At 54.7% G+C, this 25,294-nt stretch carries 32 protein-coding genes and 2 tRNA genes; 20 read left to right on the top strand and 14 right to left on the bottom strand.

Annotated elements, in window-relative coordinates:
* The first annotated feature begins 108 nt into the window (after positions 1-108).
* The 3 genes from MOV14_RS05700 to sucD are packed head-to-tail and all read left to right on the top strand — an operon-like array spanning position 109 to position 3,029.
* Positions 109-996, top strand: coding sequence for a hypothetical protein (locus MOV14_RS05700; RefSeq protein ID WP_318536374.1), 888 nt, complete (start codon positions 109-111; stop codon positions 994-996).
* 42 nt (positions 997-1,038) lie between these two features.
* Complete coding sequence (locus MOV14_RS05695; RefSeq protein WP_318536373.1) at positions 1,039-2,157, top strand: succinate--CoA ligase subunit beta; 1,119 nt, start codon at positions 1,039-1,041, stop codon at positions 2,155-2,157.
* Entirely contained in the window at positions 2,157-3,029 is an 873-nt protein-coding gene (gene sucD / locus MOV14_RS05690; protein ID WP_318536372.1) for a succinate--CoA ligase subunit alpha, read from the top strand. Before MOV14_RS05695 ends, sucD begins: the two co-directional genes overlap by 1 nt.
* Here sucD and pyrH read toward each other — a convergent pair.
* Entirely contained in the window at positions 3,013-3,717 is a 705-nt protein-coding gene (gene pyrH, locus MOV14_RS05685; protein ID WP_318536371.1) for a UMP kinase, read from the bottom strand. The genes sucD and pyrH overlap by 17 nt on opposite strands.
* Before the next feature lie 76 nt (positions 3,718-3,793).
* On the opposite strand from pyrH, the gene prf1 reads away from it, so the two are divergent.
* From prf1 to MOV14_RS05665, 4 genes are all read left to right on the top strand, one after another.
* The gene (prf1, locus tag MOV14_RS05680) at positions 3,794-5,023 is read left to right on the top strand and encodes a peptide chain release factor aRF-1 (RefSeq protein ID WP_318536370.1); all 1,230 of its coding nucleotides are present in this window, start codon (positions 3,794-3,796) and stop codon (positions 5,021-5,023) included.
* Positions 5,020-5,673, top strand: a complete 654-nt coding sequence (locus MOV14_RS05675) for an METTL5 family protein (protein WP_318536369.1) — start codon at positions 5,020-5,022, stop codon at positions 5,671-5,673. Before prf1 ends, MOV14_RS05675 begins: the two co-directional genes overlap by 4 nt.
* Before the next feature lie 158 nt (positions 5,674-5,831).
* Positions 5,832-6,398 (top strand): exosome complex RNA-binding protein Csl4, encoded by a 567-nt coding sequence (locus MOV14_RS05670; protein WP_318536368.1) that lies wholly within the window; start codon positions 5,832-5,834, stop codon positions 6,396-6,398.
* Positions 6,399-6,404: 6 nt separating this feature from the next.
* On the top strand, positions 6,405-7,016 hold the full coding sequence (locus MOV14_RS05665; protein ID WP_318536367.1) for a DUF2067 domain-containing protein: 612 nt from the start codon (positions 6,405-6,407) through the stop codon (positions 7,014-7,016).
* Here MOV14_RS05665 and MOV14_RS05660 read toward each other — a convergent pair.
* The 4 genes from MOV14_RS05660 to MOV14_RS05650 are packed head-to-tail and all read right to left on the bottom strand — an operon-like array spanning position 6,999 to position 9,816.
* Positions 6,999-7,838 (bottom strand): NAD(+)/NADH kinase, encoded by an 840-nt coding sequence (locus tag MOV14_RS05660; RefSeq protein ID WP_318536366.1) that lies wholly within the window; start codon positions 7,836-7,838, stop codon positions 6,999-7,001. The genes MOV14_RS05665 and MOV14_RS05660 overlap by 18 nt on opposite strands.
* Before the next feature lie 49 nt (positions 7,839-7,887).
* Complete coding sequence (locus MOV14_RS05655; protein ID WP_318536365.1) at positions 7,888-8,976, bottom strand: ATPase domain-containing protein; 1,089 nt, start codon at positions 8,974-8,976, stop codon at positions 7,888-7,890.
* A 59-nt stretch (positions 8,977-9,035) separates the two neighbouring features.
* On the bottom strand, positions 9,036-9,266 hold the full coding sequence (locus MOV14_RS10025) for a KEOPS complex subunit Pcc1 (RefSeq protein WP_442786676.1): 231 nt from the start codon (positions 9,264-9,266) through the stop codon (positions 9,036-9,038).
* Entirely contained in the window at positions 9,241-9,816 is a 576-nt protein-coding gene (locus tag MOV14_RS05650; RefSeq protein ID WP_318536364.1) for a hypothetical protein, read from the bottom strand. The genes MOV14_RS10025 and MOV14_RS05650 overlap by 26 nt, the downstream gene beginning before the upstream one ends.
* 67 nt (positions 9,817-9,883) lie before the next feature.
* On the opposite strand from MOV14_RS05650, the gene MOV14_RS05645 reads away from it, so the two are divergent.
* Positions 9,884-9,993, top strand: a tRNA-Arg gene (locus MOV14_RS05645).
* Between the two features lie 77 nt (positions 9,994-10,070).
* Here MOV14_RS05645 and MOV14_RS05640 read toward each other — a convergent pair.
* From MOV14_RS05640 to MOV14_RS05620, 5 genes are all read right to left on the bottom strand, one after another.
* Positions 10,071-10,220 carry a hypothetical protein gene (locus MOV14_RS05640; RefSeq protein WP_318536363.1) on the bottom strand — a complete coding sequence of 50 codons (150 nt, stop codon included), beginning with the start codon at positions 10,218-10,220 and terminating at the stop codon, positions 10,071-10,073.
* 320 nt (positions 10,221-10,540) lie between these two features.
* A complete protein-coding gene (locus MOV14_RS05635; RefSeq protein WP_318538140.1) occupies positions 10,541-12,937 on the bottom strand; it encodes an AAA family ATPase in 2,397 nt (798 codons plus the stop codon).
* Positions 12,918-13,121, bottom strand: a complete 204-nt coding sequence (locus tag MOV14_RS05630; protein ID WP_318536362.1) for a hypothetical protein — start codon at positions 13,119-13,121, stop codon at positions 12,918-12,920. The genes MOV14_RS05635 and MOV14_RS05630 overlap by 20 nt, the downstream gene beginning before the upstream one ends.
* A gap of 3 nt (positions 13,122-13,124) precedes the next feature.
* Positions 13,125-13,772, bottom strand: a complete 648-nt coding sequence (locus tag MOV14_RS05625) for a hypothetical protein (RefSeq protein WP_318536361.1) — start codon at positions 13,770-13,772, stop codon at positions 13,125-13,127.
* Between the two features lie 49 nt (positions 13,773-13,821).
* Positions 13,822-15,093: a hypothetical protein gene (locus MOV14_RS05620; RefSeq protein WP_318536360.1), complete on the bottom strand. Its 1,272-nt coding sequence runs from the start codon at positions 15,091-15,093 to the stop codon at positions 13,822-13,824.
* A gap of 59 nt (positions 15,094-15,152) precedes the next feature.
* On the opposite strand from MOV14_RS05620, the gene MOV14_RS05615 reads away from it, so the two are divergent.
* The 3 genes from MOV14_RS05615 to MOV14_RS05605 are packed head-to-tail and all read left to right on the top strand — an operon-like array spanning position 15,153 to position 16,386.
* A complete protein-coding gene (locus MOV14_RS05615) occupies positions 15,153-15,542 on the top strand; it encodes a hypothetical protein (protein ID WP_318536359.1) in 390 nt (129 codons plus the stop codon).
* Positions 15,535-15,903, top strand: coding sequence for a cren protein (locus MOV14_RS05610; RefSeq protein WP_318536358.1), 369 nt, complete (start codon positions 15,535-15,537; stop codon positions 15,901-15,903). Before MOV14_RS05615 ends, MOV14_RS05610 begins: the two co-directional genes overlap by 8 nt.
* Before the next feature lie 39 nt (positions 15,904-15,942).
* Positions 15,943-16,386 carry a hypothetical protein gene (locus MOV14_RS05605; RefSeq protein WP_318536357.1) on the top strand — a complete coding sequence of 148 codons (444 nt, stop codon included), beginning with the start codon at positions 15,943-15,945 and terminating at the stop codon, positions 16,384-16,386.
* Between the two features lie 3 nt (positions 16,387-16,389).
* On the opposite strand, the gene albA is transcribed toward MOV14_RS05605, so the two are convergent.
* Complete coding sequence (gene albA / locus MOV14_RS05600; RefSeq protein ID WP_318536356.1) at positions 16,390-16,671, bottom strand: DNA-binding protein Alba; 282 nt, start codon at positions 16,669-16,671, stop codon at positions 16,390-16,392.
* Positions 16,672-16,730: 59 nt separating this feature from the next.
* Positions 16,731-18,317 (bottom strand): PINc/VapC family ATPase, encoded by a 1,587-nt coding sequence (locus MOV14_RS05595; protein ID WP_318536355.1) that lies wholly within the window; start codon positions 18,315-18,317, stop codon positions 16,731-16,733.
* 467 nt (positions 18,318-18,784) lie between these two features.
* On the opposite strand from MOV14_RS05595, the gene MOV14_RS05590 reads away from it, so the two are divergent.
* A complete protein-coding gene (locus tag MOV14_RS05590; RefSeq protein WP_318536354.1) occupies positions 18,785-19,177 on the top strand; it encodes a hypothetical protein in 393 nt (130 codons plus the stop codon).
* Here the strand turns inward: MOV14_RS05590 and MOV14_RS05585 are convergent.
* Positions 19,174-19,743: a CBS domain-containing protein gene (locus MOV14_RS05585; protein WP_318536353.1), complete on the bottom strand. Its 570-nt coding sequence runs from the start codon at positions 19,741-19,743 to the stop codon at positions 19,174-19,176. The genes MOV14_RS05590 and MOV14_RS05585 overlap by 4 nt on opposite strands.
* Before the next feature lie 106 nt (positions 19,744-19,849).
* Here MOV14_RS05585 and MOV14_RS05580 point away from each other — a divergent pair.
* Positions 19,850-19,923 (top strand) — tRNA-Ile (locus tag MOV14_RS05580).
* An 87-nt stretch (positions 19,924-20,010) separates the two neighbouring features.
* Here MOV14_RS05580 and MOV14_RS05575 read toward each other — a convergent pair.
* Positions 20,011-21,348 carry an acetyl ornithine aminotransferase family protein gene (locus tag MOV14_RS05575; RefSeq protein ID WP_318536352.1) on the bottom strand — a complete coding sequence of 446 codons (1,338 nt, stop codon included), beginning with the start codon at positions 21,346-21,348 and terminating at the stop codon, positions 20,011-20,013.
* 61 nt (positions 21,349-21,409) lie between these two features.
* Between MOV14_RS05575 and MOV14_RS05570 the strand changes: the two genes are divergently transcribed.
* Genes MOV14_RS05570 through MOV14_RS05540 form a run of 7 tightly spaced genes read left to right on the top strand, consistent with a single transcriptional unit; the run spans position 21,410 to position 25,277 of the window.
* Positions 21,410-21,961, top strand: a complete 552-nt coding sequence (locus MOV14_RS05570) for a 2-oxoacid:acceptor oxidoreductase family protein (protein ID WP_318536351.1) — start codon at positions 21,410-21,412, stop codon at positions 21,959-21,961.
* The gene (locus MOV14_RS05565; RefSeq protein ID WP_318536350.1) at positions 21,945-22,199 is read left to right on the top strand and encodes a 4Fe-4S binding protein; all 255 of its coding nucleotides are present in this window, start codon (positions 21,945-21,947) and stop codon (positions 22,197-22,199) included. Before MOV14_RS05570 ends, MOV14_RS05565 begins: the two co-directional genes overlap by 17 nt.
* Positions 22,196-23,347, top strand: coding sequence for a pyruvate ferredoxin oxidoreductase (locus tag MOV14_RS05560; protein WP_318536349.1), 1,152 nt, complete (start codon positions 22,196-22,198; stop codon positions 23,345-23,347). The genes MOV14_RS05565 and MOV14_RS05560 overlap by 4 nt, the downstream gene beginning before the upstream one ends.
* A gap of 1 nt (position 23,348) precedes the next feature.
* On the top strand, positions 23,349-24,248 hold the full coding sequence (locus MOV14_RS05555) for a 3-methyl-2-oxobutanoate dehydrogenase subunit beta (protein ID WP_318536348.1): 900 nt from the start codon (positions 23,349-23,351) through the stop codon (positions 24,246-24,248).
* A gap of 28 nt (positions 24,249-24,276) precedes the next feature.
* Complete coding sequence (locus MOV14_RS05550) at positions 24,277-24,435, top strand: DNA-directed RNA polymerase subunit P (protein ID WP_318536347.1); 159 nt, start codon at positions 24,277-24,279, stop codon at positions 24,433-24,435.
* Positions 24,436-24,489: 54 nt separating this feature from the next.
* Complete coding sequence (gene yciH / locus MOV14_RS05545) at positions 24,490-24,777, top strand: stress response translation initiation inhibitor YciH (RefSeq protein WP_318536346.1); 288 nt, start codon at positions 24,490-24,492, stop codon at positions 24,775-24,777.
* A gap of 44 nt (positions 24,778-24,821) precedes the next feature.
* Entirely contained in the window at positions 24,822-25,277 is a 456-nt protein-coding gene (locus MOV14_RS05540) for an Hsp20/alpha crystallin family protein (RefSeq protein ID WP_318536345.1), read from the top strand.
* The last annotated feature ends 17 nt before the right edge of the window (positions 25,278-25,294 follow it).

Genomic DNA, 25,294 nt, shown 5'->3' with positions numbered 1-25,294 from the left:
ACCACCATCCGTTCCTAAACTTCGAATAGTGAATTAAAACTTTAGGCTCTAAGTCGCATGAGGTACGTTAATAAGACAACGCTTCCAGCACAATAGTGCTCGAGAGTCATGTCGTGCTTAGAAATATACTCCTCGCTTGAACTGCTCACAGCAACGGTCTATGAAAGCAGAGACTTTTTTGGACAGCCTGTCAGAGCCTTCGAGCTCGGTCTCAAGGAGTACCCTCCCGTTGTCTTAATCGGGGACTTCTACGGTTGCACTCGGGCCTCGGAGGTAATCGCCGACACTCTTTTGAAGTATATTGGAGACACACATGTCGTGGCTGTTCCATGCGTTTTTCCATCAATTAGCCAGGGACTGCTTTTTTTCTCGAGACTCCTCCTAGGTAGGGAGACTTCTTCGGTTGACGAATTCCTGAGGGATCTCGGGGATTTTAAACCGGTCTTTGAGGGGCAGGGAACCAGAGTACTTGAGCTTGGCAACCTCGTGTTAGTTGCGACCCACAGCGTCCAAGAACTCGAGCATATCAAGCGCCTCCAGCTTGGCGAGGATCGGGTGATCGTGGCTTTATTCCACGATGGATCCACGATGCTCGTCAAAGCTCCAGAGGAAGCTCTCCTCCGGCCGCTGAGGTCGCTACTCATAGATCAAATGGCCTTAGACCCTCTACTCGTCGTACACATGTCATGCTGGTCCGATGAGCTAATCTGCTTTGCCCTGAGCGAGAGGTGGTACGCTTCAGTAAGCGAGTTGCTCGAGATAGCTGTTAGTCAAGTAAACAGCGATGTGCTCTGTGACCCCTCAGTACCTGGGTATTACTCGCCGCGTAGAGGCGTCATCCTAACATCAGCAGTCTTTTCTGAGCAGTTGTTTCCTGGAGTACCAGCCATCGAGATCAGAGTTGGCACGAAAAATTACCTCGAGGCCTCGAAGTCACTATCCGCTATACTGAGCTCAGTTTACCTTCTCAGGGGGGTTTTAGATTCTTCATCTTAAAATTTATTTAACTTTAACCGGAAATGAATAGACGGAAGCATCTTGATCCCGTACGAATTTGAGGTAAAAGAATTGATCAGGAGAAGCGGGATACTCGTAGAGCCGCACTGCGTAGTTGATAAATCTAAACCCGAGAGCCTCAGTAATTGCTTGAGTTCAACAGATCCTCCCTACGTCGTCAAGGCGCAGGTGAGGGGCTGGGGGAGAGCCAAGGCAGGCTTAGTGAAATTTGTAGACAGCAGGGAAGAGGCGGAGAGAGCGGTGTTAGAGCTAATGTCGAGGGCTTTTGGAGGGAGCTCGATAAGGTATGTCGTTGTGTCTAAGAGGATGAATGTTCAGAAAGAGTTATACCTGTCGATGATGGTGGACTATACCCCTCCATATCTGCTACTTTTAGCCTCTAGAAGTGGCGGCATCGATGTGGAGACACAGGCTCTCGCAAGCGGCGTTTTGAAGATGAGGATTAACCCGTTCGAAGGGGTAAGGGAGTACATGGCGCGCCGTGTCGCCAAGTTTCTTGAGCTATCAGTCGATGAAACCCGTACAATCCTAGAGGGCATGTACTCCGCCGTATGGGAGTACAACCTGCACCTCCTAGAGCTTAACCCGCTCGCTCTAACCGATGAAGGGGTTGTGGCCCTGGACGCGAAGGCAATCGTGGATGACGATGCGCTTGACCTCAACCCTCGGCTCAGCGAAATCAGGGCTCGCTATGAGTCCGAGCTCTCTCTCGAAGAAAACACCGCTAGGAAAATGGGCTTTTCCCTAATCTTGCTGGACGGAGACATTGCGGTAATAGGGAACGGCGCGGGGCTGACCATGGCCACTATGGATGCTGTTGCGGCTCTCGGTGGTCGCCCAGGCGTGTTTCTTGATCTCGGCGGCGGCGCTAGCTCCGAGAGGGTCAAAACTGCTTTGATGCTTGTTCTCAACAGGGTGAACATTAAACGCGTGATCGTAAACATACTCGGCGGTATTACCCGTTGCGATGAAGTTGCACGTGGAGCCGTGGAAGCACTTAGAGAATCCGGAAGAAGAGATGTGAAGGTGGTTTTCAGGCTGTCGGGCTTCATGGAGGATGAAGGCAGAAAGATCCTCGAGGAGCAAGGTATTCGTGCTTTCAGGAACTTTGAAGAGGCTGTACGCGAGGTGGTTGGGTGATGGGCATCATCGTTGGCGAGAATACTAGGGTCCTTGTACAGGGTATAACTGGGCGACAAGGTGCACTCCACACAGGCGAAATGCTGAAGTACGGAACACGAGTGGTTGCAGGGGTTACACCCGGGAGGGGTGGTGGCGAGGTCCACGGTGTCCCGGTATACGACAGCGTGCAAGAGGCAGTTGAGCATCACCCTGAGGTAGATGTGTCCATAATCTTCGTCCCGGCCCCTGCCGCGCCGGACGCCGTGTACGAGGCCGTGGATGCCGGTTTGAGGAAGATCGTTGTGATCACGGAGCACATACCGGTGCACGAGACCCTCCGCTTTGTGCTGTACGCGCGCAGCCACGGCGCTCTGATCGTGGGGCCCAATACACCGGGTGTTATCACACCCCCTAAATGCAAGGTAGGAATAATGCCGGGCGAATACTTCAAGCCTGGCAACATCGGTCTCGTCTCGAGGAGCGGAACTCTCACCTACGAAGTCTCGCTTCACCTGATCGAGAGGGGGCTGGGGGTCTCGACGGCGGTGGGGATAGGCGGAGATCCCGTGACCGGCATAACATTCGAGGATGCATACAAACTCTTTGCTAATGATCCTGCCACAAAGGCCGTTGTTCTCGTCGGGGAGATAGGGGGCGACAAGGAGGAGCGATTCGCGGAGTTCTACTCAAAGCTACCCAGCAAAAAACCCGTCGTGGCTTTCATAGCCGGCAAGTACGCACCTCCAGGGAAGAAAATGGGGCACGCAGGTGCAATAGTCTACGGGGCTGCGGGAAGCTACACGAGCAAGGTTGAGGCTCTTACACGCGCGGGTATAAAGGTCGCCTCTTCACTCGAAGATCTCGCTGACATCGTCAAGGAAATACTATAAGCGTGCCGACTCTCTGCCCCTCCAGCGCCCTTTTTATGTTTTCTGGCGGGTAGCCGTTAAGCACTCTCGTTTCAATCCTGGACCGCTTTATTATTTGCAGTGTGAGGAGGTCGAAGAGCCTGTACTCGCCGGCCTTCTGGGGGTTAGCGAACATCTCGATAAGCCAGTCGACGTCCACTTCCTCGAGCAACTTCGCGCTAGGATCCTTCTTCGGGTCGGCTGTGAAGACGCCGTCGACGTCTGTGGCGATGATGAGGCGCGAGCGTGTAGCCTCCGCTACCAACGCTGAGACAGTTGTGGTGGACTGACCGGGCTGCAATCCTCCCGTAAATATTACGGGTAGGTCCGAGTAGTAGAGTTTCATGAGCTCCTCCAGCGAGGATGGCACAAGAGGAGGCTTGCCATAGTACATCGTGAAGAGAAGCGAGGCGTTCAGACGGGAAGCAATTATTCCCAACTGGTCCAATGCCGACTCATTGCTGCACACTTCGCGGGCAACCGTAATGTACCTTCTAGCAGTCGCGCCTCCTCCCACAACCACTATCTTTTTTGAGTCCCCCGTGTCTACCTCACTGAGAACCCTCAGAAAGGCTTTCAGGTAATCTGCTTTAAGCCTGCCAGTCTCATCGAAGAGAAGGCTTCCTCCGAGTTTTATAACCGTTCCTGTCATCCTTCCCACAAAGTACATCCCACGCTAAGACAAATAAAAACTTATTAATTCTCAACACTCCTCCCTTGATACGCTGGAAATTGAGTGATATCGAATGCGCGAAGATGTGGAACGCTACAAGCTCGAAAAACTGGTCGAGGAACTGAAGAAGAAGGAGGGGCGCGGCACAGAACTCGTCTCGCTGTACATCCCAGCGGGCCGTCCGATAGCCGATGTAATTAATACACTGAACTACGAGTACGCCACGGCGTCCAACATCAAAGACCGCACAACAAGGCACCACGTTCTCGACGCTCTAGCCACAATAATAAACCGCCTGAAGCTATTCCGCGAGACACCTCCAAACGGCTTAGTCGTCTTTGCAGGCTACACTGCTAGCGACGTGCCTGGCCGTGAAAAGATGGAGGTCTACCTTCTTGAGCCTCCCCAAAAGTTGAAGGTCTGGCTTTACCGATGCGACTCGCGGTTTTACACAGAAATACTCGAGGACATGATAAAGGTAAAAGACGTATATGCTTTAATACTTATTGAGAGAGATGAAGCCGCCATTGCACTTCTAAGAGGCAAGAGCCTCGAGATAGTCGACGAGCTTACTGCGGGAGTTCCGGGGAAGCACAGGGCAGGTGGCCAGTCCGCAAGGAGGTTCGAGAGGATAATAGAGCAGCTTGTACACGAGTTCTACAAACGGGTCGGTGAGCACGCGAATAAAATACTGCTACCTATAAAGGACGAGTTGAGGGGGATAATCATCGGGGGTCCAGGCCTCTCGAAGCAAGAGTTCGCCGAAGGCGATTACCTGCACTACGAGCTTAAGCAGAAGATAATAGGCATCTTCGACGTCGGCTATGGCGGCGCAGCTGGGGTGTACGAGCTCGTCGAGAGAGCTAAAGATCTACTCCGAGATGTTCAGTTCATGAAGGAGCGAGAGGCGGTGAACGAGTTTCTTTATCACTTATCGCGGGACACCGGCTTAGTCACATACGGTGAAGATGAGGTTCGTGAGGCACTGAAGGCCAACGCTGTGGAAAAGCTACTCATATCCGAGGGGCTTAACAAGATCCGGATCCATGCCGTATGCAAGGCCTGTAAGCACGAGTTCACAGTCACGGTTCAGAGAGACGCGCAGACGAGCATTAAGTGCCCCAAATGCGGTGGAGAAGTGGAAGTTATCGATGAAAAGGATCTCGTTGAGGAGCTCGCAGAGCTTGCGGAGCAAGGTGGGGCTGAGGTCGTCATTGTCTCGACGCAGTCGAGTGAAGGAAAGGAGTTCGTGAGAACATTTGGCGGGATAGGTGCGATTCTCCGCTACAGGTTACAGAAGTGAGAAAAGAGCTACCTGGTTTCTACGTGAGACGCAAGCGTGAGCTTGAATTAGCCTTGAACACGATACCGCCTCATCCTCGGCCACGGGTTGAGCTAGAGCAGTACGCAACTCCCTCCACTCTAGCTTCCACCCTCCTCTGGATCGCCGAGTTCCACTTCGGCGACATTTCGGGAAAAAAGGTGTTAGACCTTGGCTCGGGGACCGGTCGTCTCGGGATCGGGGCAGTCCTCCTAGGAGCCAGCGTCGCAACTCTACTCGATATCGACCCGGACTCCCTCGAGGTTGCTAAGAAGTGGTCTCAGGATGCTGGAGTGTACGCGTTCTTGGATCTCGTCGCAGCAGATGTTAACGAATTACCGTTTAGGGAAAACTTCTCGTTTGAAACGGTGATTCAAAACCCGCCTTTCGGAGTCCATAGAAAGGGTTCAGACGTGGCGTTTCTACGGTCTGCACTACGCTGTGCCCATGTCGTGTACTCTATCCACAAGGAGACGTCTCTCGAATACATTTTAAGTGTGGTGAGGCGTTGGGGGGCCCAAGCAACGGTCCTACACCGGGACCGAATTTGTCTCCCTCCGATGTTCGAGTGGCATCGGAAGCGTGTATACTGCTTTCGAGTTGCCGTCATAAGAGTAGAACGCTCTACGTGAGAAAGAAAACCAGCCTCGCCTTCGCATATGGAAGTCGAGGATAGAGCTTTTTCCAGTTTTAGTCCGCGAGGCCGGGCGCGGCCGGTGTAGCAACCTCCATCTGTGTAACAAAAACAACAACTTTAAGGGTGTGGATGTGAGAGAAAAGGGGAAAATATATGTCTTCAGGCGATGTTGTGGTTCCTGGCGACATCCTGGGAGTCGAGGAGGAGTACCTTGCTGGGAGCGGCGTGTATCTAGGCGAGGACGGATACTTAAAGTCGAAGCTGCTTGGTCGCGTGCACATGGATCAGCTTCACCACTTAATCGAAGTTAAGCCAAGCAAGGAGAGCCCACTACCTCTAAGGACGGGAGATGTTGTCTATGCGACGGTGGACCTCATACGGGACCCGGTTGCTTACCTAAAGATTTTCTACGTCGAGAATAGAGGCTCCGAGATTTACCCCCCGGTTTCCGGTGTTTTAACCATCTCGAACGTATCCACTAGTAGGGTAAAAACTCTCTATGAGGTGATTGGGTACGGCGACGTGCTTCGAGCCAGAGTTGACGAGCCTGGGGGTCCCCCTTACCTTCTCTCGATTAAAGGAAGGGAGTTCGGCGTGATAATAGCGCGATGCCCTAAGTGCCTTACGCCTCTGCGCCTCCGGGGCCTGCACCTAGTGTGTCCTTCTTGCCGGAGCCGGGCTAAGAGGAAGGTGAGCTCCAAGTACGTACTAAGAGGTTAGATGGTGGTGAGGGGTCGCACTCTTACACTAGTCTTCTCGACTCCCGAGGAGGCGGTTCAGTTTCTCAAAACTCTTGAAAGACTCCTGCCGGGCAGGAGCTTTCTGGGTGAATTAAAGGTTAACAAGGTAAAGATATTTGTTCCTGAGTCCGATGAAGCTGAAAAAACTATACATAAAATTAAGCAGCTCTACAACCAGCAAAGACACACGTACTCCTACGGTGTTGTCAAAAGCTACGACCTGTCCTCCGTGCTCACCTTAGCTAGGCTTGAGGCACCTATCCCTGCAACCCTCATCGTTGAGGCTCTCAAGATCCAGGGCTTTAAGGCCGCTCTCTCCGGTGATATTCTCAAGACGGACGCCACGCTCGACGGGATCATAAAAACCGTTGAGAGGCTCTCCGCGATATACAAGGAGACGCTCACCCTCACTGCGACTGCACAGACTCGACGCCTGATCTCCCTTTACGCTTTCGCCAAAGGCTTGCGAGTTGAAGATGCGGTAGATGATCTCTACAAGCTAGGTCTGTTGACAGAGACCTCCGGGAAAGTCACACTTAAGGTAAACTACTCGTCGGCGCTAAGCGCGCTACTTGGCTCACTAAAGAATTCGGCTTAACCCTCTGTCAAACAGCCTGTAGCGGAGCCTATCGTTGAAGCTTCTACGGAATTCCCGGACTGTGATCAGCTTCAGCCTGCGTTTGGATGGTTTTACAACAACTGTGCTCGAGTACTCCAAGCTCGTCGCGGTCTGGCCGTCGACTACGAGCAGTGATGGCCACGTCACAACCTGAATTTCCACAGGAGATTTGTATACCACAAGAGGCCGGATTAGCGGCGAGAGCGCTCCTGCAAACACAACTTCCAAAAGAGGGACGTCTAGCGGAGTGACAGCAGGGGCCCCATAGGAGAGCGCGTGCCCGGTGCTACCTGCTGGGGTTGAAACGATCACCCCGTCTGCTCTTAGATGATACAGCCTTTCACCAGCTACGGATATTTCAAGCTCGACGAGTCTGCCGGTGTGAGCCCACACTGCGACCTCGTTGAGAAAGACCGAGTTGATCCCCTTGACCTCGTACTCGCCAAGCTGGACTTCCTCCACTTGATAGTTGTTCTCGAAGAGCTGGGTGAATACCTTCTCGTAGTCCGCTACGTCGTGAAGCAGAAGAAAACCCACACTATCCTTGGTGAAACCCACTATGGGGGGCAGGTTACCGCTACTCTTATGAACAGTTCTGAGAAGCGTTCCATCACCTCCAACAATGACGGCCAAATCGGCTTTGTATGCCTCGCTTTCAGGTAGACTTTCCAGGCGAACGACGTGGCCGAGCACGGGATCTACAAAGACTTCAACATTGTTTTCTGATAGATATGAAATTATCCTTCTAACCCATGTCAGAAGCTCGGAGTCTGTGCCCCGCGACTTCAACCAGATTTTCATAATGTGATGTTTTGCATCCCGCCGGCAAAAATAATTGTTTAGGCGGTTTTTATCCTGAAGCTGTGCGGCTTATCCTCTTTATGTATTCGCTGAGAGGCTCCCGTATCACTATGCCTTTACCAGAGACTATGTCGAAAATGTACTTGCTCGGCTTCACGGGTGCCCATCTCGCCTTTCTAATGTACATTACTCGTTCGACGTTCCCGTATATTTCCTCTATACCGAGTACTATGATTCCAGATGCGAGAAATTCCTCTACTCCGAACCTACTCAGCTTCGTGCTTCCAGTCGGTATTTCGCTTGTCATTATTGTCGTGAGCTCGCCAGTTTTCTCGATGGCGAAAACCATCTCTCTTAAAAACTCCCTGGCATACAAGACATCCTCCTCTCTGCCCCCGTAAACGAGAGGGGCTATGGGGTCGATAACGAGCCTTTTAGCCCCTATCTTCTTGGCGGCAGCCAGTATCTGCTCTATTATGTAGCGCGGCTCGATGTGCTTTCTTTCCTCCCTCATGTATATCTTGCTGAAGTGCGTCCTCATATCGAGGAACATGAGCTTCCTTGAAGATATCAGGTCGCCGAGGTCCCAACCAAACAGTTTTAACCCCCTGAGAAGCTGGTTCGTCGGCTCGTCGATCGCGATGTACAGGCCCGGCTCCCCCCTTAAAGCGCCGTGAATCAGGAACTGTATCGAAAGTATTGTCTTTCCGCAGCCTGCTTCGCCGGCCACCAGATAGGTTTTTCCCCTTAGAAAACCCCCCGCCAGTATTTCATCGAGACCTGGGACACCCGTGGGGGCAAAAAGGTCAAGCCTCTGGGCTACAAGTCCGGGTGACGACAACGCGACATCATCCGAGTAAGGTTCCGAGTCATAGTATGGCATCTCCTGCGCGGGTTGCGGGAGAGCGGCCTGGGCGTACACGGGTTGCGCTACAGGGGTTTCAACCACGCTTTGCTGAGCAGCCTGAGTCGCAGGTGCCTCCGTTACGGGGGCTTTGTATACCTGGGGTTCACCGAACCTGCATGGAGGGTTGTACGGGTCCTGAACCTTGGTCTTCAGCTTTAAGCAGTACGACCGCGAAGCTATGTACAGCGGGCAGTTCAAACACGAACTTGGTTTACGTATACCGTTAGCCACGGCAGATCCCACGTTCTAGAATTTAGAAAACCCATCATATATATGTGTGTTTTTTAAATTTACTGTTCAATAGCGAGAAGCATTGAAAGAATACGCAGGAAAGTGTTCATGGTGGCCCTGAAGGATGATATAGTGCGGCTTTTAATGCATATTTTCAAAATCCCGCCCTCCAGCTTGATCGCAACCCGAGACTTATACCTGGAACCCCCTTGTTTTTCTGGGTATAGCACCCTTAAAAGAATCCCAATTTCGTCAGCAGAGCCCTCAACCTCGATGCATCCTCTGTACAAGACCCGCTCCCCCCTTCTTAACGTGTTTTACCAAAAGCTTGGGTCCAAGCTCTTCTCCTCGGTCCAGGAACTTGACCACTGCAATGAAGTCTCTACGTTTGACAGGTTCAAGCGCTACTACCCGTCTGTACGTGGAAAAACCCCTTATATCTTCGACTGTGTGGGCTCCTAGGTACACGGTGTTAAGGGCTAAGGCAAGTTCCTCTGCAAGCTCATCCTCAGCTCCCAGAGAAACCACAGGAGGCTTGACTTCAGGCAATGGAGGTCTGGCTTTAAGTCCCGCGAAAACAACTCCCCTGAGCACTAACGCCAACGCAGATATGGCCCCCTCCGCTGCGTCCACAATTAGTACTGCCCCAGGGTTCCCGTGTAAGCCACGCCACACTATAATCACCCGCTCCGCGTTCCTCGACCTCGCTAGCTCAACTACTTCCTCGAAGCTCATCCTCCCCCGATTGACCCTCACGGCTAAACCCAGACTCCAAGCTATCTCACGCGCCAGCCTGCGCACAGGAGGGGTTGCATGCCTGCTTGTCGTGACCAGATACACAGCTCCCTATTGCTCCTAGCAAGATCCTCTAGAAAAATTTATCAACTAAGAGGCCGGGTTGTAGCAGGGGCCCGTGGCGCAGTTAGGAAGCGCGGCGGCCACGCCGTAAGGCGCCGCAGTTCTAAGCGCTGGCGCGAAGCCAGCCGCAGGTCCCGGGTTCAAATCCCGGCGGGCCCGCTAGAATAATGATGTTGAACAAGCCATGGGCGATTGGTTCTATTTACACTAAGCAGGTTGATAATTGGGCGGAAGGTTCACTCTTGGTGCCCCACAACGGTGTGAAAGGTGTTCATCCTGCACGCCGGGCAGTAGATATACACTTTCTTGAACTCATAGAGATTGAAGCCAACGTCGATTACTTTTTCGGTCCCGCACACATCGCATCTTAAAGCCCACTTGGTCACACGCCTTCTCACACGTTTTCGTATTTTAAGGTTTCCCTCGATTTTTGACAGGAAAGTCAGTGGCTGCTCGCTATGCTCACCCTGTCGCCACGTTTCTATTTCATCATCCTTTTCCTCAACTCCTACCTGATGCTAATAAACTCTCCGCATGGTTTAGGCAGTGTGTCGCAACTCTTCGCCCCTGAATTGACACACGTAAGTTGTCGGCTCACGCTCTGAGTCTAAACACCTTAACCAATCCCGCTACACGCTATTTCCTCGGACCTATGGCATTTGCATGTCAGGAAGCTGAGGCATAAAGACTATGGGATCACCTCTACTTAAGGTAGTTTTACTACGTTAACACCTTCTAACTCCTTAACTGCCTCCTCAGCTTGAGTCGTGAGAATTACCTGGTCTATGCCTAGGGCCTTCGAGAGAGACTTCAGGAAAGTAACCTTTATCCTTTCGTCAACGTTCGGAAGAGGCTCATCAAGCATTATGAAGTCCACATTCCTTCGTATTTGGGAGTACACAGCTAGCAGAAGAGAGAGCACGACTAAGGTCTTCTGCCCGTCGCTTAACAGGTCGTTAAACCTGTACTTGGTCCCGCCAACTTCTACGAAGAGCTCGTAGTAGCTGGTTGGCATTAAACCCTTCCTTCTGCTTCTCTCAACAACCTCCAGCCTTACGCTTTTAACGATCTCCGACGAATAAACTGCACTTATTATCGCGTTCATCCTCCTGTTCAGCTCCTCTATCCGCTCACGCCTCAGCGCAGTCAGCACCTCGCGTGTCGCAGACTTCACCTTCTCGAGACGCTGGTAAAGTGCTTCAAGCCGGGCTACGCGGGCCTCGAGGCTACTGAGCCTCTCTTGTAGCCACCTAACCTGGTCTTGGATGCTTGACTCATCTAAGGCCCTGAGCTGAGCCTCAAGCTCATTTTTTCGCGAGAGCATTTTGCTGATTTTGTCCCTGATATCCAGGTACTCTCTGTACTTTGGCTCGTACCTAGCGAGCTCCTCTTCGAGCTTCCTTATCCTATCTTCCACTTTCGCGATCTCTGCAACAGCCTCTAGCTCAACCAGCCTCCGCCTCAGGTCCCGTACTCTCTCGTCTATTTTCGTAAGAACGGCCGAGAGCTCCCTGTAACCCCTCTCCTCCTCCTTAAGCTTCACTTCATCCTCCCTTATCTCTTCGCTTAAAGACTCCTTACGCTCTAGGTACTCCCTATACTTCTCGTACTCCAACTCGCGACTGACTAGCAGGACCTTAAGCGAGCGTATGTCGTCAAGCGCCTCCCGAAGCTCCTTCAACCTTTTCTCGTTCTCTGAGAGCTTCTTCTCGAGTTCAATAATCGATTTTGCAAGCTGCTCCATATCTGCCTTAATGCCCTCAACACCCTTCAAGTCGACCTGATGACCACATACAGGGCACTGAGCACTTCCTTTCCTCCCCGCGTCCTCAATCAAAGATTTCTTCAGCTGAAGCACGCTCCGGTATGTCTGAATTTTTCTCGATATTTCCTTGACATCCTGCTCCAACGACCTTACCCTTTCCTCAATTTCACTGAGCTCTCCGTACCTGCTCTCAAGCTCCTGGATCCTCTCTTCAGCCTCCTCGTACTCGGAAACACTTGGTTCGAGCTCTACGATAACTTTCTCAAGGGCTTCGAGCTCCGCTTTCTTCAGTTGCACTTCCCGGACCGACTCTTGGAAGTCCTCCCAAACCTTATCGTAATGATTCCACGCGGCGTCCACGATTTTCTCGAGGCTTAAGATCGCCTCTCCTACCTTCTCGCTGCTAACGGCGACAGACTCCAGCATGCTGAGGATGCTCTGCGGGGCTTTCAGTTTCTCCAGGACCTCTCCGAGCATCAACCTCAGATTCTCAGCCTCCTCAATGATTTTGTACAAGTCCACCTCTGAGGGCGGGTGCTTTACCCTCTCCTTGAGCTTGGAAAGATACGACCTCTCGTTCTCGAGCTCCTTCGCAAGGCTCTCGTACCTTTCAGCCTCCGCCCGAAGGCTCTCCGCCTTAGCAGAGAGCTCTTCTATCTGCCTCTCGATCCCCCTCAGCTCCTCCGAAATACTAGCCCTCCTCTCATTGAACGCTGAAAGACTCTTGACCGCTTCCTCGTATTCAGCCTGAACCGCCGAAAGCTCAGCCTTCGCCTGCTCCAGCGAGCTTCTAACCGTCCTCAAGGGTATGGACTCGAGAAATCTCCTGACGGCGTTAACTCCTAGCAGAATGTCCAAGGCCCTGCTGCGGGTCAGCGGCCTACCATACGCTAGCATGTGCACAAGCACATAGCTCACGGAAACTGAGCGAACGAACTCGTTGAAGTCTAACCCTAGCACTTCCTCTATGATTCCTTCGACCTTGCTCGCCCCCTCGAAAACATCCCCGCCCGGCGTCTCTAGGGCAACGCTCTCGGTGAGCCTGCCGTCCGATACGCTCAAACGCCTCCTCAAGCTGTAAACCCCTTCTCCAGCGACCTCGAAGGACAACTGCACAGAGGCCTCAGCACATCCGACGTTTACCAGGCTCTCTTTACGGCTAACCCCGAATCCGACGTAGAAGTCAGCGCCGAACAGTGCGAACTGAATGGCAGACAGGATGCTCGTCTTTCCGGCACCCACAGGACCCACGATAAGCGTAACCCCATCTTGGAAGTCAAAGACTCTTCGGCCCGAAAAACCGCGGAAACACTCTACTTCAAGCCTCCTCAGCTTCACTCCCAACGCTATCCTCCTCCAAGAGTTCCTGTATGATTCTCCGAACGCCAGCGCGCCCTTCCTTGGCGTATGCGTCAAGCAACCTCAGGGCTAACCTCAAGGCCTCTTGATCGCCAGCCAGCACTTTCTTGTACTCGTCGCGCAAAGCGTCCTCAATCCCGCGCCCCAGGTACCTCACTGACATGCTTCACTCCTGCTTGGCGCGCGCGCCTCTCATCCCCAGAACACTTAACCACGGGTTGTTTCTAACGAAATCGGGTAAATCCTCGCTCTTCACCGTCGGCTGCTGATCCACGCCCGGCAACGGCTCTGCCCCTGCGGGCCCAGGAGTCCCTGCTCTAGACACACTACTTTCGCCCATTGACCCAAGTGAGGTCTCCAGAGGCCTCCGAACTTCCTGAGCGGCTCGGCGGGCGGAAAGGACTGGAAGACTGTCGCTGCCTTGCGGTCTCACGGGCTTCCGCAACCTCGGGGTTCTCACCTCGATAACCTCACCTTGGTCCCTGACTCCGAGCAACCCCACGTTCATCTCCGAAACTATCTGCAAGGTGCGCCTGTTGACATGCACCAGCCTTTTACCAGGTAGGGCTATGTACACGTAGCTTGCATCGATCGACTCGCTCTCGTGCACCTCGTGAGTAACCTCTGCGTCGACTGCGCTCAGCGGGATCTTCGTCCCAATGTACTTTACCATGATCCTTTCGCCGCCCGGACCGGTGGCTGTGATCTCAGCTTTCCCGTCCGCGAATAGGATGTTATCCACACGTGCCCCCATATTCTTTTCAATGTAACTTTTAATGTAGTCAACATACATTATATCGTCTCGGCGCGCCATCACTCTACAGGTGAAAGACTCTTCGGGAACGTAAAAGGGTTTCGATCAGCTAGTAGTGAACCCCACGCCTGTACCAACCTTCCCTAGTTTTCCAGTCCCACTCAACCTCCTCGGGTAAAGCGATGCTGTAGACGATAGCACCCTTCCACACCGAGTACAGAGGATCTGAAACGAGGTGAACCCTGGAGCTGATGCCGACTTTGGCGAGCTCGAGCCTCAGCTTCTCCGCGCTGTCGACCGCTACATCCTCCAGGCCCTTGGGGACCTTCCATGAGAAGTTGCCCCCGCTGAGTATGAAGTCATTGTACAGGCTCGGCAGGAGCTCGACAGAAACCCTGCTGAGCGACACCTGGATCGCCTCTACGAGAGACGTGTCCCCGTGAACAATAGTCTCACCCACCACGGTGTCCTTCGGCCTAGGCATTCCCCGCTTGTAGTAGCTCTCAAACACCTCATGGCCAGGGTTGAACACTATCTCCCCTATTAGGAACCTCATCCAGCCGTTTCTCTCCAAATCAATCTGAAGCGTTGTGCCTGGGACCCTAAAAACCGTTCTAAACCTCTCAGGACTCGACTTCGCGACCTTGATGGCCTCGTCAAGGTCCCTTGGGACCAACCCAACAGCCTCCTTAAACATGCGCACGAACTTCTCTTCCCGTGCTCGGTCCCCGAACCCCAGGTCCTTGAGGATCTCCGCCGCCATAGCATCCGCCTCAGCCCCACCCCTGTTTAGGGCGACGATGGCGCTGCGGATCGGGTAAGCTGAGATCGGGGTTATCTGCGTGTTCCCGTGACCACTCTCAATGACCACGCACGTCACAGATTTCTCGGCGATGGCCACGGCTAGGGGCTGCGGGATTATTGTCACAGCCTTAACGAAGCGCCCCTCCTCGTCGAGCTTAGCGTGTATCTCAAAGAGCCTTTCATACATGTAGTCCGGGGCGATTGCCGACAGCGCCGCCGTGACGTAGAAGCCGTCGAAATCCCTGGCCTGAGGCCTCGAAACAATAAAGCCGTAGCGGGTAACCTCCTCTATTACCCTCCACGCCCGCTCGTCGCTCTTGTCCACGAGCCCGTCACGCATCGGGTAGACGAGATACCGAGACACGTCCTCGAGGCTACCAAGATACTTAACCACGTCAGGTCCCACGACAACCTCCTTCTCAATCCCGTAGATGCGCAACAGGGTTTTCGACTCGCTGAGGAAAAGCCCCCTGTTGTCTATAACCTGCGGCCTCTCGGCTAGAGGCCCAAACTTGAACTGGCTGGTCCCGTAGTCCTCCCCGTACGCGAACCTCTGCTTGTACATGCTAGTGCCCACAGCAACCCCTCAAGCTACTCCGCGCAACCCTTAAATAAATTCGCACATCTCAAGCCCCCGTGAGCGAGATACTGAAGGTAGAGTTCCGGAAGTTCGCCTCACAGATAGCGGAGGGAGAGATTCGCCGGGACCTAGCACCGCTGAATTTCGAGAACTTGAAGAAAGTCGGGAAAACTATAACCACCGCGATCAACAGAGGCGAATACATCATCTTAAACATCCCAGCAAAGCTAACTAACGAGGGGAGCCTTTACTCGGAGTTCAAGGAGGGAGACCTCCTCTTGGCCCCAGCCGCCTCCTCCATTATCATAGTCCTGAGGCCGTTCAGTGAGGCCAGGTTCAGAATGTACAAGGCAGGCGAGGTGAAGACCGGCATGAATGCGTTACGGCTTTTGAAGACTGGTGAAAGCGTCACAGTAGTGATAACCGAGGCGACACAGAATGTCTGAGTACACCACTGAGCAGATGCTACCTGTCAGACTCACAGCTATATCAGATCTGGCCCGGCTAGCAAGCAGCACAAGTGCCTTAGGGCACGTGACGTACATAGTTCACTTCGAGCGCGGAGGCAAGCACTACTACGGAGTCTTCGTAGTCTTCCGGGATTACTACAAGCTCTACGGGCTTCCAATGTTCTACTACGTGGAGCTCGACAAAGAGCTACCTGGAAACTACCTGCTCTTCCGCTCCGACGAAGCCGGCGAAGTGGTTGAGATAGCTAGAGGGACAAAACCCGGGTGGATAGCACTACCAATCGTAAACCTTGCACCTGAAAATCCCCAGTTCTCCAAGCTCCTCCCAATGCTTTAAATCGCCACTATTTAAGCAAACCGAGATCTGTAAAACGGAATGAGAAGCCAGAGAACAAGGCAGACTGCCAGCAACGACACCCTCCTCGCTACCTACAACTTATTCGACAAAACCTCGAGAGCGCTCATTGCAAGCCTTGAACTCCTGGAGCGCGACCTGACAAACTACGCGGTTGCGGCAATAAGCCTTCTCCTGATAAGCGCTCTACGCCTCAGCATAAGAAACCTACGCCTCTCGCTTAGGAAGGCGGACTGCGACAGGTCCCTAGCCGAGAGGATTACTTACGGCTACATTGCGCGCTACGTAGACCTCACATCGCATATCAAGGACGCGAGATCGGAAGCCCGAGCGAGAAAGCCTCAGATGGTCTTCGCACTCCTCGACGACGGGTTAAGGGACGTCGAGAGAGAACTCGCAGACTTTAATACAGAGATTGACTACATCATCGAGAAGAAAATCAAAGAAAACCAGCGCAGTGAATGATACTTATTTCTTGCGGGCGAGGACTATCTCGATGGTGGAGATCGTCCTCTTCTTGTCGCCTTCCCCGACCTGCTCGCTGCCGATCTTGATGGTCTCAACGTCAACCTCGTCCTTGAGGAACCTGCTCTTCACTATCTCAGCGACGTCGACTGCGCGGCTTATCGCACGGCCCCTGGCCTTTATCGCAACCCTCTTAGCACCCTGATTGAACTGTATCACGGCGGCAAGGACGTAGTTCATGACGTTCTTGTTCCCTATCAGCACGCTTCCTTCTTGGACGCTCATTTGCTTCACCGTTTTGGCAGAAGTCCCAATCAGCAGTGCATTAATAAACGTTACGCAATCTAGAACGAAGGCTTGAGCTCGAGCTCGTATCCGTACCGCCTAGCTATCCTCTCCAGCTTCCGGCGCGGCTTCCCCGCAAGGTAGTTGTAGTACTCCGCAGAGACCTGTATAACGACGATGGATGAGCTCGGATCGACCGTGATCTGGTACCCGTCATCACCGAGCATCTTGTAGAGAGCTCTCTCCATCGCCGACTTCATCTTATACTCCTCCATGCTGACCCTCGTAGCCGTCTTTTTGATCGGGACCACGAACGTCCTCTCACCGAACACGTAAAGCTCGTACTCAGGGTCGCCCGTCATGAAGTCCCGGACGACGACGACCGGACGCGCCAGATCCTCCTCCTTCAGGCCGTGAGGAATCTTAACCGTCGTCTCGAGCGAGTACACCTTTTCCACCTGCCCGTTCTTAATGTAAATAACCGTGTCGACGATCGACGGGATCATCCCGAGCTCGACCCTACCTATGAACCTTTGAACCGCGTCGATCGGGCTGGTGGCGTGCACGACGCCCACCATCCCCACTCCTGCGAGCCTTAGGTCAGCGTAGAGCTGGAAGTCCCGCGTGTCCCTCATCTCATCGAAGAACGTGTAGTCCGGCCTAGATAGGAGCAGGACGTCGTGTATCTCCTCAGACGTAGCGTAGTTTTTAGAGTACTGTGTTATCTCCACGGGGAGATGCATGTCCCTAGGAGACTCTATCGTCTTGACAACCTTACCCTTCCTGTAGTAGTACTCAGCCAGGGCCTGAGCGAAAGTCGTCTTGCCCATACCCGGTGCGCCAGCTATCAGGATCCCCTCGGCCTGCTTCTCGAGTCTCTCGACGAGCTTCCGCGGCAGGTTGTAGTCCTCCAGGCGGAGCCTCGCTACAGGCCTAACAGCCGTTATTTCAATCCCGTCGGAGAACGGCGGCTTCGTGATGACGATACGGTAAGTGTCCAGCTGCACGATCACAACACCCGTGCCTTCGTACTCCACGAACGCGGACTGGCTCTCGTTGCGCACCCTCTCAAAGATCTGCCTGACATAGTCCTCCAGCTCCTCCCTGCTCAGCGGCTCGTCTCGCAGCTCCACGAAGACCCATCTACCGGGCAAACCCCTCTTCGCGTAAGGCTTAGCCCCCTCCTTCAGGTGGACGGACATCGTGTCATTGTCGAAGAGCACATCAAGGAAGAACTTCTCAGCGCGGCTAGAGGGCAGGTGCAGAACCTTGACGCCCATAGCTGCGGCCGCCTTAGCCGAAACGTCGTCGCACGTCACTAGCGTCCCGCCATTCTCGAACGCCAGGAGCCTCGCCACAATATCCGGGTTCAGGTCCCTAGACGCTCGCAAGCCCTGCGGCAGGTCGTAGGAGTACTCAAGCTCGACAACCTCCTGAAGGTTGTCCACCGCCTCGCGCAGCAGACCGAGCTCCTTTAGGCCAGAGAGACCGCTACTCGCGCCTTTCCTAGCGAGCTCCTCGAAGTAGTTCAGAAGGCTTACGTGGATGATGATACGGCCAGCTAGCTTGCCCTCCGCGACGGCCTCGCGGAGAACCCCGCTAAGTATAGCTGACGTGTCCGGTATGTAGACCTCCTGCAGTGCCATTACTTATACTCGAAAACGTGACCAGCAGAGGGGTTTTAAAGATTTCGGTATACGGGAATGACAGTACCCCTTGACTTCCACTGGAAAACACTCCATCAAATCACCTAACTTGGAATAAACGAAGAAACCCCAACTCTTAATTCTTATACAAACACTCCACTGGAAATGAAGGGGTCTGAGAACGTTATACAGCGCTCAAGCTAAATATACATTTATACACGTCCAGTGCCGGGAGAATAAGGGGGTTTAAATAACCCCTCGATTTCCACTGGAGCCACTGGATCAAAAAGAATTATGTCAATAAAGCAATCATAGCGTATAATGAATCTCTGTTCACAATCAAGCGTACAATTCATACTGTTAATCTTAAAAAGAGGATTATTCTTCGTTATACAGCACGACCTCGAGGCGTATAATTTCAGGGTTTATGTTAAATAGACCCTTGAAGGCTGATTATACAGAGCATAATGGCGCCTAAGATCAAGATCGAAGACACCCTGAGCTCAGGCGAAAAGATCTCGCTCACCATCGAGGGTGGAGAGATCGACGAGCAGAAGATCCTCCAGATACTATCGATGCTCAAGAGCCTTAAAGAGACGCAGGAAGGCGCCATCGAGCAACCCGAGGAGGGCTCACTCAAGCAGAGGCTCTGGGGCCTGATAGTCGAGAATTTCGGCGACGGGACCTGGTTCTCGCTACGGGACCTGTACAACCTCGCCGTCCGCGAAATCCCGGATCTGCGTATAACCTCAGTCTCAACGTATGTTACGAGGCTGGTCCACGAGGGCAAGCTTCTGAAGCGCGGGACCAAACCCAATACCCGCTACAGGATAAAGGCCTTGGTGGTCGAGAAGGCCTAAAGCCTCTTCAGGAGCAGCTTAGCGATATCGCTCTTAGTTATGATCCCCACGACCTCCATGCCCTGCTCGACGAGAACCGCCGGCACACCCCGGCTGAGCATCCTCGCAACAACTCTCACCTTGGTCCCGCAGGGCACGAGCGGAAGAGGGTCAGACATCACGTCGCTCACCGTCAGGCGAGAAGCCCTCGCGTTCTCGCGTATGAACGCGCTCAGGACGTCGTCGTCGAAGAGCGTTCCCACGTTCTCGCGAGTATCGGGCTTAATGACCGGGAGTTGGCTGAACCCCCGCTCCCACATGATCCTCGTCGCCTCAACGAGCTCTGTGTCGGGAGTCACGTAGACGACAGGGGACGACATTATGTCGCAAGCCGTGAGCTCATCCTCAAGGTAGCTCTCCAGAGCCCTGTAGATCCTCAGGAGCGTCGAGACGCGTGGGTTCACCTTGCCTGACTCAATCCTCGCGATCAGGCTCTGGCTTACACCAGCGCGCTTCGCCACTTCGCTCTGAGTTAACCCGGCCTTCAGCCTCAGCAGCCGGAGCTCCTCGGGCGACGGGATGGGCATAGCAGAAACGAAATAATAGTCATAACTCATATGCATTTCGTCTCACCGCTCGCGGTTAGGTAGCTGAGTAAAGTTTATGAGCTTCGCAGAAAAAGTTGTGGGTGAAGGGCCGGTAGCTCAGCCAGGTAGAGCACCCGGCTCATAACCGGGGGGTCCCGGGTTCAAGTCCCGGCCGGCCCACGTGAGACTAGCCTTTTTCAGTTGGTTTGCCGGAAAAGAATGAAAGACAACAATCATGAGATGTGGGGGAGGGGACCTGGGAGATCCTCAGCCAACTGTTCTCAGTGCTTTCTTGAGCGAGTCGCTGAGTATCTCCAGCCCGACGTCTATCTCTTCCTTGGTGATGATGAGCGGGGGTGCTATGCGGATGGTGCTGACTCCGGCGCCGATCACGAGTAGCCCCGACTTGAAGGCGTTCTCCAGCGTGGCTTTGAGGAGCTCGGGGTTCGGGGAGCCGTCGGGCTTGACGAGCTCGACCCCGATCATCAGCCCCTTGCCCCTGACGTCGCCGATGGCCGGGACCTCCTCTTTGAGCTCGTTTAGCCTCCTCATCGCGTCCTCGCCGACGCGCGCCGCGTTCTCGAGGAGGCGCTCCTCCTCTATCACCTCTAGCGTCGCTATCGCGGCCGCGCAGCTGACGGGGTTCCCGCCGAACGTGCTGGCGTGGCTGCCCGGCGGCAGGTCCATGACGTCTTTCCTGCCCACGAGGACGCCTAGGGGGAGGCCTGAGGCGATCCCCTTTGCGATGGCCACCAGGTCGGGCTCGACGCCCCAGTGCTCGATGGCGAACCACTTGCCCGTGCGTCCTATGCCGGCCTGGACCTCGTCGTCGACGAGGAGTATGCCGTACTTGTCGGCGAGCTCCTTCAGCCGTTTGAAGAAGTCGGGCGGCGGGACTATGTAGCCGCCCTCGCCCGCGATGGGCTCGAAGACTATAGCCGCGACCTCCTCGGGTGGCACGTACTTCTTGAGTACCCACTCCTCGATGTAGTCCACGCACCAGAGGTTGCAGTCGGGGTACTTCTGCCTGAAGGGGCACCGGTAGCAGTACGGGTACGGCACGTGGACTACGCCCGGGACCAGCGGCGCGAACCCCCTCCTCTGGACGGGCTTGCTCGCCGTGAGCGAGAGGGCTCCCATAGTCCGCCCGTGGAAGGAGCCCGCGAACGCTATGATGTAGGGTCTGGTCCCCCTGAAGTGGCCGCGCGCAACCTTTATGGCGGCCTCGATCGCCTCGGCGCCGCTGTTCGCGTAGAATACCTTCTTCGGGAACGAGCCGGGGGTGATTTTCACGAGTTTTTCAGCTAGCTGGACCGGCGTCTCGTAGAGGAAGTCTGTGAGGGAGTAGTGTAGGAGGCGCTCGGCCTGCTCCTTTATGGCTTTCACGACCTTCGGGTGGGCGTGGCCCACGTTGGTGACACCGATGCCGGAGTTGAAGTCCAGGTACTTGTTACCGTCAACGTCCTCGAGCCAGACACCCTGGCCTCTCTTCGCGACGAAGGGGTACCAGCGTGCGAAGCTCTGCATTATCAGCTCGCTGTCCTTGGACGCCACCTCCCGGGCTTTGGGTCCAGGAGGTGTGATCCTGATCTCTGGTCTGGACACGGATTTAAGCGTTGATAGAAAAATATAAACTCTTCTGCAGTTTTATTGAATCGAATGTGAAATGGATGTATCATTTGACGTAATCTGGCTCGGGAGGGGCGGGCAGGGCGCTGTAACAGCTGCGATGCTGCTGGCGCAGGCCGCGGTCAACAGGGGGTTGTACGCGCTCGCAATACCCTTTTTCGGGGCGGAGAGGCGCGGAGCTCCTGTTTTCGCGTACAACAGGGTCTCCGGCGGGACGATCCACGTTAGGTCCCGCGTTGAACGGGGGGATGTTGTCGCGGTGCTGGACCCCTCGCTGGTCAAAATGTACAGCTTGGAGAGGTTAGCGAAGCCCGGGGGGAGCGTCGTGGTCAACGCCACCGGGTGTGAAGGCGTGAAGGGGGGCTTTAAAGGGTACTGGGTCGACGCTACGGGGATCGCGGAGGACCTGGGGCTCAGGGTCGCGGGGTGGGCGCTCGTCAACATGCCAATGCTCGGTGCCGTTGCCAGGGTCTCCAACCTTGTGGGGGAGTCTGAGCTCGAGGAAGCTGTCAAACAGCTCATTAAGGTCCACGTGGATAAGAACATTGAAGCCGTAAGGAGGGGGTGGAACGGTGTCGGGCAGTGTTGAGAGCCTGCTGAGCAGGCCTACTGTGGGCGCTGTGCCCGCCGGGACGTGGCGCACCGAGAGGCCTGTCGTCGACCAGTCCAAGTGCACGCGGTGCGGTATATGCTGGCTCTACTGCCCCGACGGCGTCATAGAGATCACGGAGCAGGGCGCTGTGATCGACTACGAGTACTGCAAGGGGTGCGGGATCTGCGCCGCCGAGTGCCCGGTTAAGGCGATCAGGATGGTGAGGGAGGTATGAGCAGGCTCCTGCTCACAGGTAACTACGCGGCGGCCTACGCCGTGCGGGACGCGGAGCCGGACGTGGTTTCAGCCTACCCGATAACGCCCCAGACGCCGATCATCGAGAAGATCGCGGAGTTCATCGAGAGCGGTGAGCTCAGCGCGAAGTTCGTGCGCGTGGAGTCCGAGCACAGCGCGATGGCCGCGCTCATCGGGGCGGCCAGCGTGGGGGCGCGGACCTACACTGCGACGTCTTCGCAGGGCCTCTTTTACATGTACGAGGTCGTGTGGTGGGCGTCGGGCGCCCGCTTACCCATCGTGATGGGTGTGGTGACCCGGGCGCTCGGGCCGCCCTGGAGCATCTGGACCGAGCACTCCGACTTCTACGCCCTCAGGGACAGTGGGTGGAATATGTTTTTCGCGTCCTCTGCGCAGGAGGTCTACGATTTCACGCTCATCTCCTACCGTGTGGCTGAGGACAGCAGGGTTCTGCTGCCGACCCTGGTCGGCTGGGACGCGTTCGAGGTCTCGCACACCTACGAGCCCGTAGCGCTCGCGGACATGGACAAGCTCAGGTCGTTTCTGCCGCCGAAGGGCTCCTGGAAACCCCTGCTGGAGGCCAGCGAGCCTGGGAGTCTCGGCAACTTGGCGTACCCGGACGAGTACATCAAGGTCAGGCTTGAGATGAGGAGGGCTAGCGAGAGGGCGAAAAACGCGGTTGAGGAGGCCCTGCGCCTGTACAGCTCCGTGACAGGGAGGAGCTACTGGTTCTTCGACTGCATCCTCTGCGAGGATGCCGACACGGTGTTCGTCGTTCAGGGCTCGGTGTTCGGCGAAGCTCTTCGCGCCGTTGAGGAGCTGCGCAGTCGAGGCGAGAAGGTGGGGCTCGTGAAGCTTTGGGTCTACAGGCCCTTCCCGTTCGGGGAGCTCGGCAGGGCCCTTGAGGGCGCGAAGAGGGTCGTCGTCCTGGCCAGAGCGTCCGTCTTCGGTAGCCTCAGCCCGCTGGGCGCTGACGTCGCGTCGGCGCTGAAGCTACGGGAAACTCAAGCCAAACTTTTCGACGTGGTGTTGGGTGTGGGTGGTGTGGACGTGAAGGCCGAGGACATCTTGGGAGTATACAGAAAAGTGCTCGATGATGGAGAAAGGAGCTTCTGGTGGGTGAGATAGGTTGGCGCACAGGGTTTTCCCACGTGAGGAGTACTTGCTTAAGGGGCACGCAGCCTGCCCGGGTTGCGGAGCAACCCTGCTGCTACGCCACGTGTTGAAGGCACTCGGCCCAGACACCTACCTCGTTATCCCGGCCTGTTGTACATCTGTTATAGCTGGTCCCCACCCGAGGAGCGCCTTTAAGGTTCCCGTCTTGCATATAGCCTTCGCCGCGAGTGCCGCCGCTGCCTCGGGGATGGTTGAGGCGTTGGACAGGCTCGGGAAGCCCGGCAACGTGGTCGTGTGGGCTGGTGACGGCGGGACGGTTGACATCGGCCTGCAGGCCCTGAGCGGTGCCGCGGAGAGGGGGCACAACATAATTTACATCTGCTACGATAACGAGGCCTACATGAACACCGGGATCCAGAAGTCAGGCTCGACGCCGTACAAGGCTTGGACGACAACGACGCCTCTCGGGAACCCCGGCTTCAAGAAGGATCTCCCCTCTATAATGGCCGCGCACAGGATTCCCTACGTCGCGACTATAAACCCCGCGTACCCTAACGACATACTCTACAAACTGAGAAAGGCCAGCGGCATCAAAGGAGGCTTGAAGTACATACACGCTTTCTCGCCGTGCCCACCGGGCTGGCGCTACGACCCATCGCTCACCGTAAAGATAGCGAGGCTTGCTGTGGAGACGGGCATATGGGTTCTCTACGAGGTTGAAGACGGCCGTTTCTCCCTGACGGGACCAAGCAGGAGCCTGATAAAGAAGGAGAACAGGAAGCCCGTTTCGGAGTACCTGAGAGTACAGGGGAGGTTTTCCCACCTGACTCAGGAAGACGTGGACGAAATACAGAGGCTTGTGGACGAGCAGTGGGAGAGGATTGAGGAGCTGATAAGCGAAGAGAAAAAGTAAATAAGCATCTTTCTCTCCTTCAAGAACCATGTCCAGTGGCGAAAAGATATACAGGTGCGTGAGGTGCGGGAGGGAGTTCAGCAGGGAAGAGCTGTTGATCCTCCCGGGTTTACGTTGCCCTTACTGCGGCTTCAGGGTGATTGAAAAGACCAGGCCGCCTATCCCGAAGCGTGTACGGGCTGTTTAGGGCGTAAAGAATAAAAGGTGGACCTGCGCGTAAATCCCCGCTAAACGGGTTGAAATGAGCGCGGAAATACTTGATAACATATTGAAAGGCGTTTTCAAGGAGCAGCAGGTAATCAAGATCAGAGTCGAGAAGCGCAAGGGTCACCGGGAAGTGACTGTTATCACGGGCCTCGACACTAAAGACCCGGATCTGCGTAAAATGGTTTCAGAGCTTAAGTCGCTGCTGGCCTGCGGGGGGACAATAAAAGACGACCACGTGGAGCTTCAGGGAGACCACAGGCACAAGGTCAAGGAGTTCTTGATCGCTAGGGGGTTCGCCGAAAGCAACATCATCGTCGAGTAACGCAACCTTAGTTTTTTATATTCGTTATTTTCACTTAAACTTGTATGAGTGATTCCGGTAAAATAGCAGAGGAGCTGGCAGAGGCTGTTGCGCGCCTCCAGAAGGAGCTCAATGATGCTTTGCGTAGTGTGTGGGCGAAGTACTCCTCGCTCTACCCCGATAGGCTCAGAGTTTACGATCCGCTCTACGACATTGAAGATAGAGGTGACAGCATCGCCGTCTACGTTGACGTGCCGGGCTTCAGGAAGAACGAGATTAAGATTCGCGTTACCGAAGACACGCTGGAGGTTATAGCTGATAAGTCGGAGGAGCGGGTTAAGGAAGAGAACGACAGGAAGTACATTCAGAGGGAGAGGCTCTATAAATCGATTTACAAGAAAATTCTCCTGCCCGTTAAGGTTAGACCCGAACAGGCGCGGGCGAGGCTCGAGGACGGTGTTCTAGTCGTTTTGCTGCCCAAGAGCGGCGCTGAGCGAGAGGTCGAGGTAAAGCTCGAGTAGCAAAAACCTTTTAAATT

The sequence above is a fragment of the Infirmifilum sp. NZ genome (genome assembly GCF_022693705.1).
Taxonomy (GTDB): Archaea; Thermoproteota; Thermoprotei; order Thermofilales; family Thermofilaceae; genus Thermofilum.
Note: the sequence above shows the minus strand (reverse complement) of the source record. Positions and strands in the feature narration are given on the sequence as shown.

Excerpts from the sequence above, each read along its gene's own strand:
- MOV14_RS05700 (WP_318536374.1), top strand. The coding sequence starts at position 109 with ATGTCGTGCTTAGAAATATACTCCTCGCTTGAACTGCTCACAGCAACG.
- sucD (WP_318536372.1), top strand. The coding sequence starts at position 2,157 with ATGGGCATCATCGTTGGCGAGAATACTAGGGTCCTTGTACAGGGTATA.
- pyrH (WP_318536371.1), bottom strand. The coding sequence starts at position 3,717 with ATGTACTTTGTGGGAAGGATGACAGGAACGGTTATAAAACTCGGAGGA.
- prf1 (WP_318536370.1), top strand. The coding sequence starts at position 3,794 with ATGCGCGAAGATGTGGAACGCTACAAGCTCGAAAAACTGGTCGAGGAA.
- MOV14_RS05670 (WP_318536368.1), top strand. The coding sequence starts at position 5,832 with ATGTCTTCAGGCGATGTTGTGGTTCCTGGCGACATCCTGGGAGTCGAG.
- MOV14_RS05660 (WP_318536366.1), bottom strand. The coding sequence starts at position 7,838 with ATGAAAATCTGGTTGAAGTCGCGGGGCACAGACTCCGAGCTTCTGACA.
- MOV14_RS05630 (WP_318536362.1), bottom strand. The coding sequence starts at position 13,121 with ATGTCAGTGAGGTACCTGGGGCGCGGGATTGAGGACGCTTTGCGCGAC.
- MOV14_RS05625 (WP_318536361.1), bottom strand. The coding sequence starts at position 13,772 with ATGGCGCGCCGAGACGATATAATGTATGTTGACTACATTAAAAGTTAC.
- MOV14_RS05610 (WP_318536358.1), top strand. The coding sequence starts at position 15,535 with ATGTCTGAGTACACCACTGAGCAGATGCTACCTGTCAGACTCACAGCT.
- MOV14_RS05605 (WP_318536357.1), top strand. The coding sequence starts at position 15,943 with ATGAGAAGCCAGAGAACAAGGCAGACTGCCAGCAACGACACCCTCCTC.
- albA (WP_318536356.1), bottom strand. The coding sequence starts at position 16,671 with ATGAGCGTCCAAGAAGGAAGCGTGCTGATAGGGAACAAGAACGTCATG.
- MOV14_RS05595 (WP_318536355.1), bottom strand. The coding sequence starts at position 18,317 with ATGGCACTGCAGGAGGTCTACATACCGGACACGTCAGCTATACTTAGC.
- MOV14_RS05590 (WP_318536354.1), top strand. The coding sequence starts at position 18,785 with ATGGCGCCTAAGATCAAGATCGAAGACACCCTGAGCTCAGGCGAAAAG.
- MOV14_RS05585 (WP_318536353.1), bottom strand. The coding sequence starts at position 19,743 with ATGCCCATCCCGTCGCCCGAGGAGCTCCGGCTGCTGAGGCTGAAGGCC.
- MOV14_RS05570 (WP_318536351.1), top strand. The coding sequence starts at position 21,410 with ATGGATGTATCATTTGACGTAATCTGGCTCGGGAGGGGCGGGCAGGGC.
- MOV14_RS05560 (WP_318536349.1), top strand. The coding sequence starts at position 22,196 with ATGAGCAGGCTCCTGCTCACAGGTAACTACGCGGCGGCCTACGCCGTG.
- MOV14_RS05550 (WP_318536347.1), top strand. The coding sequence starts at position 24,277 with ATGTCCAGTGGCGAAAAGATATACAGGTGCGTGAGGTGCGGGAGGGAG.
- yciH (WP_318536346.1), top strand. The coding sequence starts at position 24,490 with ATGAGCGCGGAAATACTTGATAACATATTGAAAGGCGTTTTCAAGGAG.
- MOV14_RS05540 (WP_318536345.1), top strand. The coding sequence starts at position 24,822 with ATGAGTGATTCCGGTAAAATAGCAGAGGAGCTGGCAGAGGCTGTTGCG.